This is a genomic window from Occallatibacter sp., from assembly GCF_049510455.1.
Lineage (GTDB): Bacteria > Acidobacteriota > Terriglobia > Terriglobales > Acidobacteriaceae > Telmatobacter.
In genome coordinates, this window is the sequence record NZ_JBEKYX010000038.1 from 1 (window position 1) to 13,011 (window position 13,011).

Annotated in this window: 11 protein-coding genes and 1 pseudogene; 9 read left to right on the forward strand and 3 right to left on the reverse strand. The window is 56.3% G+C overall.

Annotated elements, in window-relative coordinates; genetic code table 11:
* Positions 1–345: 345 nt before the first annotated feature.
* Entirely contained in the window at positions 346–1,086 is a 741-nt protein-coding gene (locus tag ABSG47_RS08790; protein WP_424168944.1) for a fatty acid desaturase, read from the reverse strand.
* 735 nt (positions 1,087–1,821) lie between these two features.
* On the opposite strand from ABSG47_RS08790, the gene ABSG47_RS08795 reads away from it, so the two are divergent.
* The 3 genes from ABSG47_RS08795 (at position 1,822) to ABSG47_RS08805 (ending at position 5,026) form a co-directional block, all read left to right on the forward strand.
* Positions 1,822–2,955, forward strand: coding sequence for a hydrogenase small subunit (locus tag ABSG47_RS08795; RefSeq protein WP_424168946.1), 1,134 nt, complete (start codon positions 1,822–1,824; stop codon positions 2,953–2,955).
* Positions 2,956–3,048: 93 nt separating this feature from the next.
* On the forward strand, positions 3,049–3,846 hold the full coding sequence (gene cybH / locus ABSG47_RS08800; protein WP_424168948.1) for a Ni/Fe-hydrogenase, b-type cytochrome subunit: 798 nt from the start codon (positions 3,049–3,051) through the stop codon (positions 3,844–3,846).
* Positions 3,847–3,970: 124 nt separating this feature from the next.
* Positions 3,971–5,026: a HoxN/HupN/NixA family nickel/cobalt transporter gene (locus ABSG47_RS08805; RefSeq protein ID WP_424168950.1), complete on the forward strand. Its 1,056-nt coding sequence runs from the start codon at positions 3,971–3,973 to the stop codon at positions 5,024–5,026.
* Positions 5,027–5,171: 145 nt separating this feature from the next.
* Here ABSG47_RS08805 and ABSG47_RS08810 read toward each other — a convergent pair.
* Positions 5,172–6,530, reverse strand: a pseudogene (locus tag ABSG47_RS08810) (class I SAM-dependent methyltransferase).
* Between the two features lie 368 nt (positions 6,531–6,898).
* Complete coding sequence (locus ABSG47_RS08815; RefSeq protein ID WP_424168952.1) at positions 6,899–7,360, reverse strand: hypothetical protein; 462 nt, start codon at positions 7,358–7,360, stop codon at positions 6,899–6,901.
* Between the two features lie 378 nt (positions 7,361–7,738).
* Between ABSG47_RS08815 and ABSG47_RS08820 the strand changes: the two genes are divergently transcribed.
* The 6 genes from ABSG47_RS08820 (at position 7,739) to cydB (ending at position 12,971) form a co-directional block, all read left to right on the forward strand.
* Positions 7,739–8,437, forward strand: coding sequence for a Crp/Fnr family transcriptional regulator (locus tag ABSG47_RS08820; protein WP_424168954.1), 699 nt, complete (start codon positions 7,739–7,741; stop codon positions 8,435–8,437).
* 54 nt (positions 8,438–8,491) lie between these two features.
* Positions 8,492–9,106 (forward strand): SRPBCC family protein, encoded by a 615-nt coding sequence (locus ABSG47_RS08825; RefSeq protein WP_424168956.1) that lies wholly within the window; start codon positions 8,492–8,494, stop codon positions 9,104–9,106.
* A 12-nt stretch (positions 9,107–9,118) separates the two neighbouring features.
* Positions 9,119–9,514, forward strand: a complete 396-nt coding sequence (locus ABSG47_RS08830) for a DoxX-like family protein (RefSeq protein ID WP_424168958.1) — start codon at positions 9,119–9,121, stop codon at positions 9,512–9,514.
* Positions 9,511–10,398: a BtaA family protein gene (locus tag ABSG47_RS08835; protein WP_424168960.1), complete on the forward strand. Its 888-nt coding sequence runs from the start codon at positions 9,511–9,513 to the stop codon at positions 10,396–10,398. The genes ABSG47_RS08830 and ABSG47_RS08835 overlap by 4 nt, the downstream gene beginning before the upstream one ends.
* 140 nt (positions 10,399–10,538) lie before the next feature.
* Positions 10,539–11,906 (forward strand): cytochrome ubiquinol oxidase subunit I, encoded by a 1,368-nt coding sequence (locus tag ABSG47_RS08840; RefSeq protein WP_424168962.1) that lies wholly within the window; start codon positions 10,539–10,541, stop codon positions 11,904–11,906.
* 18 nt (positions 11,907–11,924) lie between these two features.
* On the forward strand, positions 11,925–12,971 hold the full coding sequence (cydB, locus tag ABSG47_RS08845) for a cytochrome d ubiquinol oxidase subunit II (protein ID WP_424168964.1): 1,047 nt from the start codon (positions 11,925–11,927) through the stop codon (positions 12,969–12,971).
* The last annotated feature ends 40 nt before the right edge of the window (positions 12,972–13,011 follow it).

The window sequence follows — 13,011 nt, forward strand, 5'->3', positions numbered from 1 at the left end:
ATCCGCAGAACCCGAAAAGCCCCATAAACACGCACCAAAACACCAATTCAAACCGGTTTGAAGGCAAAAAGTCCACAACTCCCCAAGGAATTCAAGGACTTGTGGCGTTTTTCAATGAGTTCTTAGAACCATCATGACAACAGTCAGGACCGTGGCAGCCCGTGGGAGCGGCACTCCCTTTCGCTTAAGCAGCAATGAATGTTCGCGGAAGTTGATGAGATGGCTCATTCCCATCGCGATGAAATAACTGACAAACAGGATCCGTCCCAGCAACAGAAGCAAAAATGGCACATGCATACTAAAGGCTCCATCCCTGTGGCGCCGGTCCAACGTTCCGCCGCTCATTCAGAAAACAATTTTGCTCCTCAGGTCGGGCGCGACCCCATCGATGCGCCGAGAGAGTTCCGGCAGATGGCACGTTGGCACGCGCGGAAACAGATGATGTTCGATGTGCAGGAACATGTTGAAGGTGATCCAGTTCTTGATTCGGTTATGCAGCGTTCGTGCGAGATGGTGCGTCCGGTCGCAATGGTGATGTACTGTCCACACCGCGAAAAAGGCCGTCATGCATTGACCGACCAGCATCGCGCCTACGTGGTATCGCAATACGTTGCTGCGTAATGCTCCGAACACTATGAAAACCCACACCGCGCTCAACAGCAGTTCAGCCGCTACGACCCGGCGCAGCCTTTTGTTGCCATGCCGGAATGCAGTGACATGGAGAAGGATGGGAAAGAGCGGCCCGAACAGCAGCGCACGCCATGCCGGCATCTCCGCGCTGCGTCCTTCTACATCGCCCTGGCCTAAGTTGAGCTTATGGTGACGCAGGTGATTGAACTGAACAGCATGCATCGAACCAAGCATCACCAGACTCATGATCCACAACACGATATCGGTGCTGCGGCGAGACAGTCCAAGGGAGCAGTGAAAGGCGTTGTGGACCACGCGAAGACCTGTGAGGAAGAAGAAGAACGAGAAACCGAGCGCGAGTCCGAAGTGACCGAACCCGGCAAATAACAGTGAGGCAGCGAGCCACGCCGCTGGAAGCAGAGGTTCACTGAAAACCTCGAACCGGCGCAACGACACCAGGTCGCGCCACTCTACAAACTGAAGTCTCGGGTCGTGAAAGACAGCCGGCCGAGGTTCGGGACCGAGTTGAATTACCGAAGAACCAACGCTGTTCTTCGAGTCACGCTGGCGGCCTCCAGTCCACTTCCTCCTCAGCCCGGCCACAGCATCCCGGGCAGAGGAGCACGTCAAGCTGAACGCAGGGACTCTCGAGCCAATCAGGATTACTCCCAAGTTCGCGAAGATACGGAAACGGAAAAACCGGAGAAAAGCCGCTTAAATCGAACCCAGAACAATTAACAAACTCAGAAGCTGTGGTCGTCGCCAATTTACGCTCTGCGCCAGCTTCATTAGACCTGCCTCTGGTGAATTCGTCTTGGTTCTAGCCGCAAACGGATGAACACATAGTCATGGCTCCTTATTGATTAAGCAGTAAAAATAATTTGAGAGCTGTGATGGCTGTCACAGCATAAAGCGAGGGGTGAGGAAAATAATATGTGGCAGGTTGGGCGTCCTCAGTCGAGTTGAACAATCTGCCCGGCGAGAAAGGCGGTTCACTTCATGCTCCACGAGAACATGGGCGGCGAGGCTTCTCGGCGAGCTTGTTGCGTTCTCTTCCTCGATAGACTCAGTCCCCGCAGATGTTGGCGAAACTCCACGCGTACCCAAATTCAGGCAATGCATTTCGATCATTGAGCATTTTGCAGATCGAACGGCGCAGTATATGTCTCGCAAAATCCGGAGGAATGAAGGATGAATGCATTACCTGAAATCGATCTGCGATCGGCATTGGAGGCTCGTGGGATCTCACGCCGGCAATTCGTGAAATTCTGCAGCACCATGGTTGCAACCCTGGCGCTCCCTCCCCGGTATTTGGGCGCTGTCGTGAAGGCTCTGGATCAGAGGACGCGCCCTGTTTTGGTTTGGCTGGAATTTCAGGATTGCGCCGGGAACTCTGAATCCATGTTGCGCTCCGGACATCCCACGGTCGGAGACTTCGTGCTTGAGCTGTTCTCCTGGGAATATCACGAACTGCTCATGGCGGGAGCGGGGAAGCGGGCGGAGGATACACTCGAACGTGTCCTGAGCGAGCATAAGGGCGAATATATCGCCGTGACCGAGGGCGCAATTCCGACGGCGGATGGCGGAGTGCACTGCACGATCGGCGGCAAGACCGCGCTCGATATCGCACAGCGCGTCTGCTCCAATGCAGCAGTGAATATCGCGGTCGGTGCCTGTGCCTGGGATGGTGGAATCGTCAGTGCAGGTCCAAACCCAACTGAAGCGGTTGGTCTCGAGAAGGCGGTTCCTGGAATCAAAAACCTGGTCAATCTGGGAGGCTGCCCCCACAATCCCGCCAACACCGCCGCAGTCCTTGTCCACTACCTGACCTTCCATGAGATGCCTGCGCTCGATCAATACAATCGCCCGCTCTTTGCATACGGCAATATCATCCACGATCAGTGCGAACGCCGGGCTCACTACGATGCCGGACGGTACGTCGAGGAGTGGGGAGACGAAGGCAGCCGCAAGGGCTGGTGCCTTTACAAAATGGGATGCAAAGGACCCGAGGCGACCTATAACTGTCCGACAGTTCGCTGGAACGAGGGCACCAGTTGGCCGGTAAAGTCTGGGCACGGCTGCATCGCCTGCGCCTCTCCGCGCTTCTGGGATACCAAGTCGCCCTTCTACGAGCGGTTGCCGAAAGTACCGGGATTCGGCGTGGACGTTAAGGCGTCGGAGATTGGATGGGTCGCCACAGGCGCGGTTGGCGTCGCGATGGTGGCTCAGGTCGTGGGCAATATCGTGCGAGACAATATCAGGCCGAAGCATGAGCCCGCCGCTGAGAATAAGCCATCTGATGCGGGCGGAGGTCCACAGGCATGAGGTGGATTCCTAAGCATGTCCTATCGTTCACCGGTCGGATCCCAGTGAGCGGTCTTCCATTCAGATAGAGATCTGAATCAACGGAGACAGTCGATGAAAAGAACAACACGGAAGGCGGGAAGCAATGCCTCCTGGAAGGAGCCGGCACCCGGACAGGTACGAGTGTACGTCTGGGAGTGGCCCGTTCGATTCAGCCATTGGGTGATGGTGATCACCATTATCTCGCTCTCGATTACCGGCTACTACATGCATGCTCCCTACGTCGCTGCAGGGGGCAGGACCGCTTACGTCATGGGCACGATGCGTTTTGTTCACATCGTCTCCGGCTTTGCGTTTATGTTGGCGATCCTGATACGAATGTACTGGTTCTTCTTCGCCAACCGATGGTCGCGCTGGAATCAGTACATCCCGACCACGAAGAAACGCCTGGCAAATCTGGTTGCTGTCGGCAAGTACTACGGGTTCATGGCCTGGTCTCCGGTCCGGTATATCGGGCATAACCCAATGGCGGGTGCCGCGTATGCAGTTGTCTACGCCATGGCGATCGTCGAGATCATCACCGGTTTGGCGCTCTACTCTCAGATCCTCGGAAGTAAGACGCTCAGCTTTTTTGTGGGCTGGATTCCGCACTTCATCGATATCCAATGGCTTCGCGAGATCCATTTCCTTATCATGTTCGGCTTCTGGATGTTCTTCATCCACCACATCTATACGGCGATCCTCGTTTCCGTTGAAGAAGAAAACGGCTTGATGGACAGCATCTTTAGCGGGTATAAGTTCGTTCCCAAGCAGGAGTTGCTTAGAGACCCGGCTGTGGAAGAGCAGCAACCAGATGTGGAGACAGTTCAGGCAGTCGCTGTCGAGGAAGAGGAATCGCACACCGCGGTCTGACTTGCACCGCTGTGGTTGTTGCCGAGGAATGGCGGATCACGCGAGCCTCCGCCCGTCTACTCGGCAATAGATGCGCAGGATTCGCGCTACCGACCTTAGACATTTGACGCGTAAAGTGAATCCAATGGCATCTCTCCTGCGGACCCTGTTTGATGATGAATCGAGCAACATTCGAAGTAAGATAATTGGCATTTATGCGGTATTGCTGGTGTTCAATCTGTCGGCATGGCTCTGTGCCCTCTGCGCATTCCACCGGTATCCAGTGTTGTTGGGAACTGCGTTTCTCGCCTACAGTTTTGGGCTTCGTCACGCAGTAGATGCCGACCATATTGCCGCGATCGACAACGTCACTCGCAAGTTGATGCAGGAGGGACAACGTCCTGTCACGGTGGGGTTTATGTTCTCACTCGGGCATTCAACAGTCGTGGTGTTGGGATCTGTCGCAATTGCTGCCACCGCGTTTGCGTTGCAGCACCGCATCGATAGCGCCAAGAATATTGGAGAGGTGATCGGCACCCTGGTATCGACGCTTTTTCTGTTCGGAATCGCGATCGTGAACTTGATCATTCTCCGGTCGATATATCAGGCATTCAGGCGGGTCCGGCGTGGAGAGTCATATGAGGAGGAGGACTTTGATCTGCTGTTGGGCAACCGCGGCTTTCTTAGCCGCTTTTTTCGGCCAGTCTTTAGGCTGATCCGATGCAGCTGGCAAATGTATCCGCTAGGCATCTTGTTCGGTCTCGGCTTCGATACCGCCACAGAGATTGGGCTGCTCGGCATCTCCGCCGCCGAAGCCTCCAAGGGGTTGTCTCTGTGGGCCATTCTCGTATTCCCGGCTCTCTTTGCCGCTGGCATGTCCCTGATCGACACCACTGACAATATCCTGATGGTGGGAGCCTACGGGTGGGCGTTTGTAAAGCCCATTCGAAAGCTCTACTACAACATCACAATCACCTTCATATCTGTGTTGGTAGCCTTTGCAGTCGGCGGAATCGAGGCGTTGGGACTGTTGGCCCGGCACTTCCATCTGAACGGAGCATTGTGGAATCTGATCAACAATCTCAACGAGAACTTCGGTGTGATCGGCTACGTCATCATGGGACTCTTTGCGGTGAGCTGGATACTATCCATTGCAATTTATAAATGGCGTCGTTTCGACTACCTCGAACTGAATGCCTAACTTCGAGCGCACACGGATCGTCGGTGGATTTGAGTTCGTTTGCTTCTGGGCATTCGAGAGGAGACTGGACAGGGGAATGCTGAGGCCTGGTTGCCCCGGTCACGATTCTTGCCGGATACATTCGGGCGGTTGAGCACATACGCATTCAGCTATCACCGGCAAGAGAATCAGAGCGACGAAGCCTGCTCTTGACACTTTTCCTGATTTCCCCGCCGTCACTTGTCGTGAATTCTGTTTGTTGCTCGGATGCACGATCGGAATACCTGTCGTCACGAGTGAGTGGTAAGCCGCTACGCCATCGATCATGCCGGCTCAACAAAAGTTGATAAACGCCGAGATCCGCTCTACGGAACGCTGCTGCCGAGCCTGCCATATACAGCAGCCAGGTGCGATAGGTCACTTCGGAAACGGATCTCAAGAGCGTATCCGCGTTTCGCTGTAGTCCGTCAACCCAGCGCCGTAAGGTCAGTTCATAGTGTTCGCGGAGATTCTCCACGTCTCTTACTTCAAAGCCGGCGGACTCGGCCGCCTGAAGCGTCTGAGAGAGAGTGGCGAGCCGCGCATCGGGAAATACGTACTTGTCGATAAACGAGCTCTTTCGCGGTGGCGATCCGTAGGACCGGGCAATCCCATGGTTGAGAAAAACGCCGCCAGGCTTGAGCAGCCGATGGACCGTCAGGAAATACCGCGGGAGATACTTCACGCCGACATGTTCGAACATGCCAACACTCGCTATCTTGTCGAACAAGGCTCCGAGCCTCGCCTGTTCCCGGTAATCCAGCAATTCCACTGCGCAGCTCTGGCTCAAATTGTCTTGTTCAATCCGGTCGTTCGCCAATCTTGCCTGTTCGCGGCTGAGAGTGATCCCACGGGCAAGCACCCGGTATTTCGCGGCCGCATGCAGAATGAGACCTCCCCAGCCACATCCGAGGTCAAGCATGCAGTCGAGAGGCTTTAATCTCAACTTCTGGCAGATCAGTTCAAACTTCTGGTTTTAAGCAACTTCGAGAGAGTCTCCGCTCGACCGAAAGTAAGCACAGGAATATGCCAATGTTTCCCCCAGCCATGGCGCATAGAATTCAATCGGCTGATCGTAGTGATGGGCAATCGAAGACTTGTCCCTGCGAAGAGAGTGCTCAGAGCCGCGCTTGATCCATTGCCCCAAATCAAACAGCGAGCTGGCGACGCTCTCGAGGATTTGTTGTCGAAGTCCCCGATGACGAGTGAGAATGTGTTCCGCGACGGAGAAGGCAGAGAACATGTCTCCCTCGATATCCAATTCACCGTGAATGAATGCTTCCCCCATGGAGAGCTCGGTAGGCTCGGCCATGAGAGCCTGCAATGCAGCGGGAGTGTTCAGAACCAGTGCAAAAGCTGTTTGCTGCTCTCTGGCGGATGACCACTGCCACCCATTCCAGAGGCGGATAGAGAAAGGAGCACCCTCATAGCCTTGAAATAGATCATCGAGCGTCCTGGCTTGTCGCGACTGTGTGGGCTTGACCATAATTTCGCGACTCTTTCTTTCTGATGAAGTCAGACGCGCTATTCATTCTGCTTCGCGTCGGACATACTTTCCGAATTCGCAGATGTTGGAACCCTTGGATGAGGCTCGTTACTCATTGATCTTTCGGCTAGAAGGAAACGGTGCCCGGCAGAGTTCAATTCGGTCGAATCTGCTGGACGCGGCTGGGTTGTGAGCGGATGCTGGCGCCGAGCGGGAAGGCGGATAGACGTAACAAGGACTCGGCAGCAATGGTCTTGTGGAAAGTGGCCTTGGTCGTTACAGGGACAGGGACACATGCGGCGTGTCACACATTCTCCCCGCCCGGATTCTCCCTGGGCAGTCATCGGATCGTATGCGGCCATCGCCGACTACCACACGAAGATACGAGCACCATCCCCGGAGGAATGGTTCCGGCCGGCCAGTGTCGATTCACCATGTGTCAGACCCTCGCTTCCTGGCGTCACGCCGGGAAAAACTGGCTCGAAGCCGGTCAGCTCTTCGATCTGCGCGGCTTTGTGACGGTTCATGGTCTCGGCAGCAATATCCGCTTGCGCGCCCGAACCTGTTGCGAACTCAAGAACCCCACCTTGTTGCACAGCCAGGACGTAGGCACGCGCCTCCGTCTCTAGTGCTCCAATCTCTCGAAGGTCTTGGCCCAGGGCCAATGAAAAGTCAGTTCCAGGCGCGCTCAGAACGCCGGTAAGGGGCATGTCAAGCGGCTCGAAAAGAACACGTATCTCCGCCGGAGCAAATCCAACTTCAGTAAGCTCACGGGTCACTGCAGCCGCTGAAGCCTCATTTTCAAATAGACCGATCGCAGTTCTTGCCATTTTGCCCTCCTGCTTCGACGCTCACGCTGTTAGATGGCGGACCGCAAGGCAAAACTTTACCTCCGTACGAAGAAGTGTGTATGTGATGGCCATCACTTTACGCAGTGTCCGCAAACACAGCATTCCTTGTGAAATCGCGGAAGACTATTGGGTGGAGAGTCCGATCACGACAGAATCCCCACGGTAACCGGCGGGGCGATCGATACTCAAGCGAAGGTCGGAGTGTGAATGAGAGGTCTCCTCATAACCACATTTGGCATGGTCGACGTGATCGGTGAGCAGATAGAGCCGTACCTCCAGGTTGTCCCTTCAACATGATCGCACTTACATCACCTGCCCTATGCTTTCGCCGCAAATGAGAATTAAGAGGTGATTTCTATGTCTCCTTTCAGTCGACAGACCGGAACGAGAAGTTCTCGGCGCAAACCGCGTGGAAGGCCCAACTTCCTTGACCTTAAGAGCAGCGCGCTCGTCCACTTCAGCAATATCGCGCATCAGGTTGCATATCCAGGTGGCGCGATCATTTTCAAAGAGGGTACGTCCGCAGACGGAATTTATCTGGTTTGCCTCGGCAGGGTAAAGCTCTTTGCCACTTCCTCCGACGGCCACAGGATGATTCTAAAGATTGCAGGTCCGGGAGACGTGCTGGGACTGAGCGCAACGCTGAATGCCTTACCCCATGAGGTCACGGCGCAGACGCTTGTCCCCTGTAACTTCAAACACATCGGTGAGCGTCTCTTTCTGAAGTTTCTGGAGTCGCATGCGGAAGCCGGTTACCTAACTGCGCTGACACTCGCCAAAGAGCACCGCGAAGTATTTCTCGGAGCACGCCGTCTGGCGCTTTCGCCTACCGCTTCCGCGCGCATTGCGCAGATCTTGATTGAACTTGCAGTTAAAGAGGCGGCGCCGCGCTTCCCGATGGAATTGACTCATGCCGAACTTGCCAACCTTGCGGGCACGTCCCGAGAGACTGTCACTCGTCTGCTCAACCAGTTTGAACGCGATGGAATCATCGCGAGAGATGACTCGAACCTTACGATCCTCGAGCGATCGCAGCTGGAAAAGCTAGCCAACTAAAACAGGGGCGGAGCGATCCAGATCTGATTATGCCCTGCGACTGAGGAAGGTGAAATGATGAGTGGCCGCAATGCCGGATCAGGAACGGGGAGAGCCAGGCCGCATCCGGAGGGTTGGCGGCGGGTGGTGAGTTGGCTGTTCGCGCAGGAAGCGGTGATCGAAACAGTCGCGACTAGAGTCCGCTTTGAAGTGAGCCCGGAGACGGCCTGGAACTTGATCATGTTCTATGAAGAGGTCCCCGGCCGGCCGCCATTTCTTCTTCGTGCATTTATGCCTTGTCCGGTGCGAACAGAAGGAACCAAGACCGGCGTTGGGGCAACAATTCGATGTATCTATAAGGGAGGAGATCTGGTGAAGCGCATCACCGCCATTCAACCTCCATGTCTGATCCGATTCGAGGTGACGGATCAATGTTTGGGCATCGAGGGCTGTGTCGTAGCGCGCGGGGGTACGTACATGATCGAACGCAATGGCGATGGCGCTGACATTGTGCTCACAACGAGATATTCGGCATACCTGCATCCGCGCTTTCTGTGGAACCCTCTGGAGAAGCTCGTGACTGGTCAACTGCATCGCCATATTCTCAACGGCATGCGTAGCAGTCTGTCGGAAATCTCCTGCGATGTGCGCTTGCCCGCTGAGCGCCCTCCCATCTCCGAACGTCATTGAAGGAGGTCTGGCATGCACAGCATCGCAATCACCTTCCCGTCATTAGTTCTTATACGGAGTAGCGTCGCTGCAGTCTGGCTCTATGAGGGACTATGGTGCAAGGTACTCGGCCGCATGCCGTCGCAAGTGGACGTCGTTTCGGCCGTCCCACGTTTCGGTCGCCGGTTCGGACTACCCTTCCTGAGGGCACTTGGTGTAGTGGAAGTTGGACTCGCTGTATGGGTCCTATCCGGCGCTGCTCCCGGCGCATGCGCGATCGTACAGGCGGGGCTTCTTATCCTGCTCAATGTGAACGGTCTTTTGTGGGCGCGTAATCTCATCCACGACCCTGCTGGCATGATCGTCAAGAATGCTGCTTTCCTCCTGCTGGTATGGGTTTGTGGTGCGATGCCTGGAGGACGATTGTGACGATGGAGACGGCCTGGGAGGCTGGAACTCTCGGTTCTCCAAAAGGGCCGCAGCGCCTGCTCTTCGGGCAGATGCATGAAGACGCGGAGATTGAGCGCGCGGCGTTCGAGGGAAAGAGCCGTGTGTTTTGCATCGCCTCGGCCGGCAGCACAGCGCTCAAGCTCGCGGATGAGCACGAAGTGATCGCTTGCGATATCAACCCGGTCCAGCTTGCGTACGCTGAGAGGCGCGCGAACGGCGCCGCAACGATGACCGGCGATGCTGAGAAGGCGATGAGTTTCGCACGAGCGTTCATGCCTTTCATAGGATGGGGGCCGGGCACGGTTCGGACCTTTCTTATGCTCTCCGATACCGGCGAGCAGATGGCTTTCTGGCGCGAGCATCTCGACACGCTCCGCTTCCGCGCAGGCATGGAAGTGCTGCTTTCTCGCGTCGTCCTGCGCACCGTGTACGGCCCCCAGTTCCTGTCCTTCCTGCCGGCAGGGTTTGGCACCGTGATTCGAAAAAGGCTGGAGCGAGGCTTCGCCAACCATGCGAACGCCTCGAACCCCTATGCGCGGGCACTGTTACTTGGGGAGTCCTGTAACGACCGCACGGCGAGAGTGAGGAAGCCACAGTTCGTGCTCGGAGATGCGGCGGCGTTTCTGGAATCATGCGCCGCTCGGTCCTTTGAGGGCTTTACGCTGTCAAACATCCTGGATGGCGCGCAGCCGTCGTATCGATCCCGGCTCGCGCGGGCGGTGCGGAGAGCGGCTACAGACGACGCCATCGTCATATTGCGAAGCTTCGCGGAGCCGCCTATCGAACTTGCCGTCAACCACGCCGAACGCGACCGCTCCATGCTGTGGGGGGTTGTGGACCTTCGCAGCGCACATACGTTTTGAGGTCGTCGCTCATGATCAACTGCCCATGCACCGGGCGCTTTGGAAAGAAGACGAGACACGACGTCTGCGCTCACTCTGGTATCGAGAGCAACCCGCCAGAGACGTGACCTGCATCACAGATGCGCGGCAGAAAGCGAGCTATGGTGGAAGCTGCGATGACTGCCCTTCTGATGCACCGACTTCAGTTCGCGTTCACCATCACGTATCACTATTTGTTTCCGCAATTGACGATGGGTCTCGCGCTGCTCATCGTCGTGCTCAAGACGGTTGCTCTGGTCAAGCACGACGAGCGGTATAACCAGGCCTCGCGCTTCTGGGCGAAGATCTTCGCCATCAACTTCCTGCTCGGCGTGGTTACCGGCATACCGATGGAGTTTCAGTTCGGCACCAACTGGTCGGAGTTCTCGCGACGAACGGGTGGCATCATCGGGCAGCCACTGGCAATGGAAGGTGTATTCTCCTTTTTCCTCGAGTCCACATTCCTTGGGCTGTTCCTGTTTGGCGAGAAACGCCTCTCTCGGTGGGCGCACTGGGGTGCGGCCTTCATGGTGTTTGTCGGCTCCTGGATCTCCGGGTTCTTCATCATCGTCACGGACGCCTGGATGCAACATCCGGTTGCTTATCGTCTCTTGCCGGACGGCCGATTTGAGCTCACGAGCTTCTGGGGACTGCTGCTGAATCCCTGGGCCTGGCTGCAATACGCGCACAACATGTGCGGCGCAGTGATCACCGCAGCGTTCGTCATGTCCGCCGTCGGCGCATTTTATCTGCTGGAAAAACGCGACAGCGAATTCGGGCGGCTCTTTCTGCGCGTCGGCGTCATCGCCGGCCTTCTTTCCTGCGTCGTGCAAATCTTTCCGACCGGCGACCTGCAAGGGCGTTATACGGCGAAACACCAGCCGGCTGCAATCGCAGGCATGGAAGGGCTCTTCCACGGCGAGAGAGGCGCTCCGATCGTGCTGATGGGGCAGCCCGATATTGAGCGGCAACGCATTGACAATCCACTTGTCGTCAACAGAGTTCTGAGTTTTCTGATCTATGGGACGACTTCCGCAGAGGTCAAGGGGCTGGATCAGTTTCCCCAGGATCAGTGGCCGACAATGCTTCCGCTGCTCTTTTACAGCTACCACATCATGGCTGGTCTTGGGACGTACTTCGCGTTGCTCATGATCGTCGCCGTCTTCCTGTTGTGGCGCGGCAAACTCTACCGGGCGCGCTGGATATTGTGGCCAATCCTGTTGAGTTTTCCTCTTCCTTATATCGCGAATACCGCCGGCTGGATGACGGCCGAGATTGGGCGCCAGCCCTGGCTGGTCTACGGTCTGTTGCGTACGGCCAGTGGCTATTCGACGCATGTCTCCGCGGGAAACAGCTTGTTCACCCTGCTCGGATTTCTTGGCATGTACAGCGTGCTCTCCATTCTCTGGATCGTGCTCGTGTACCGCTTCATCCAGCTGGGGCCGGAGTCGGCTGAGGGCCATTCCCGTCCGGACGGCATCGCGGCCTAGAACGCAGAGGAGAAAACAATGGGAGCTGTTTGGTTCTGGATCGTCGCTGTGATGCTGGCCGCTTATGTGGTACTGGATGGGTTCGATATCGGCATCGGCATTTTGTACCCGTTCCTCGCAAGCAACGAGGACGACCGTAGCGTCATGATGCGCTCGATCGGCCCGGTCTGGGACGGGAACGAAGTCTGGCTGCTGGCGGGCGGAGGTACGCTCTTCTTTGCTTTCCCGCTCCTCTACGCTTCGGCATTCAGTGGCTTCTATCTACCGCTGATGATCGTGCTCTGGCTGTTGATCGGACGGGGCGCCAGCATTGAGCTTCGCTCGCACATAGATAACGGCGTATGGCGCAGCTTCTTCAATGGAGTCTTCTTCCTGTCGAGCGCGCTGTTAGCCATTTTCTTCGGTGCGGCTCTCGCGAATGTGATTCGCGGCGTGCCCATCGGGCCGGACAATTACTTCTTTCTGCCTCTTTGGACTAACTGGCGTGTCGGACCTCAGCCTGGCATCCTGGATTGGTATACCGTCGTCGGCGGCCTGGTCGCTCTTATTGCCCTCGCCGTCCACGGCGGCCTGTATCTGGCCCTGAAGGCGACAGGAGATCTTTGCGAACGCGCCCGGCGTTTCAGCCAGCAGGCGTGGTTCGCGCTTTGCGTCATCACACTTGTCAGCTTGCTGGCGACCATTCTGGTACGGCCGGAGACTCTTGATCATTACAAGCTTCATCCTGTCTCCTTCGCCATACCCGTCCTGGTGGTTCTTTCGCTGGCGGCAATGAAAATATTCACCGTACGGCGGCAGGAGCTAAACGCATTCCTGTCTTCCTGCCTTTATCTCGCCATCATGCTGGTCGGCGCGGCTGTCGGACTCTATCCAACACTGCTTCCATCCTCCACAAACGCAGCGAAAGACATTACCGTGGCCGAGGCGATTTCCGGCCCCTACGCAACGCATGTGGGCCTGATCTGGTGGTCCTTTGGCATCCTGCTCGCGATCGGATATTTCTGCGTCAGCTACTGGATGTTCCGCGGCAAGGTCTCTCCTCGAGCTGACGGTTACGGGCATTGAAAAGCACAATCCAGCGCGCTTTGCTGGAGGTTCAAGACAA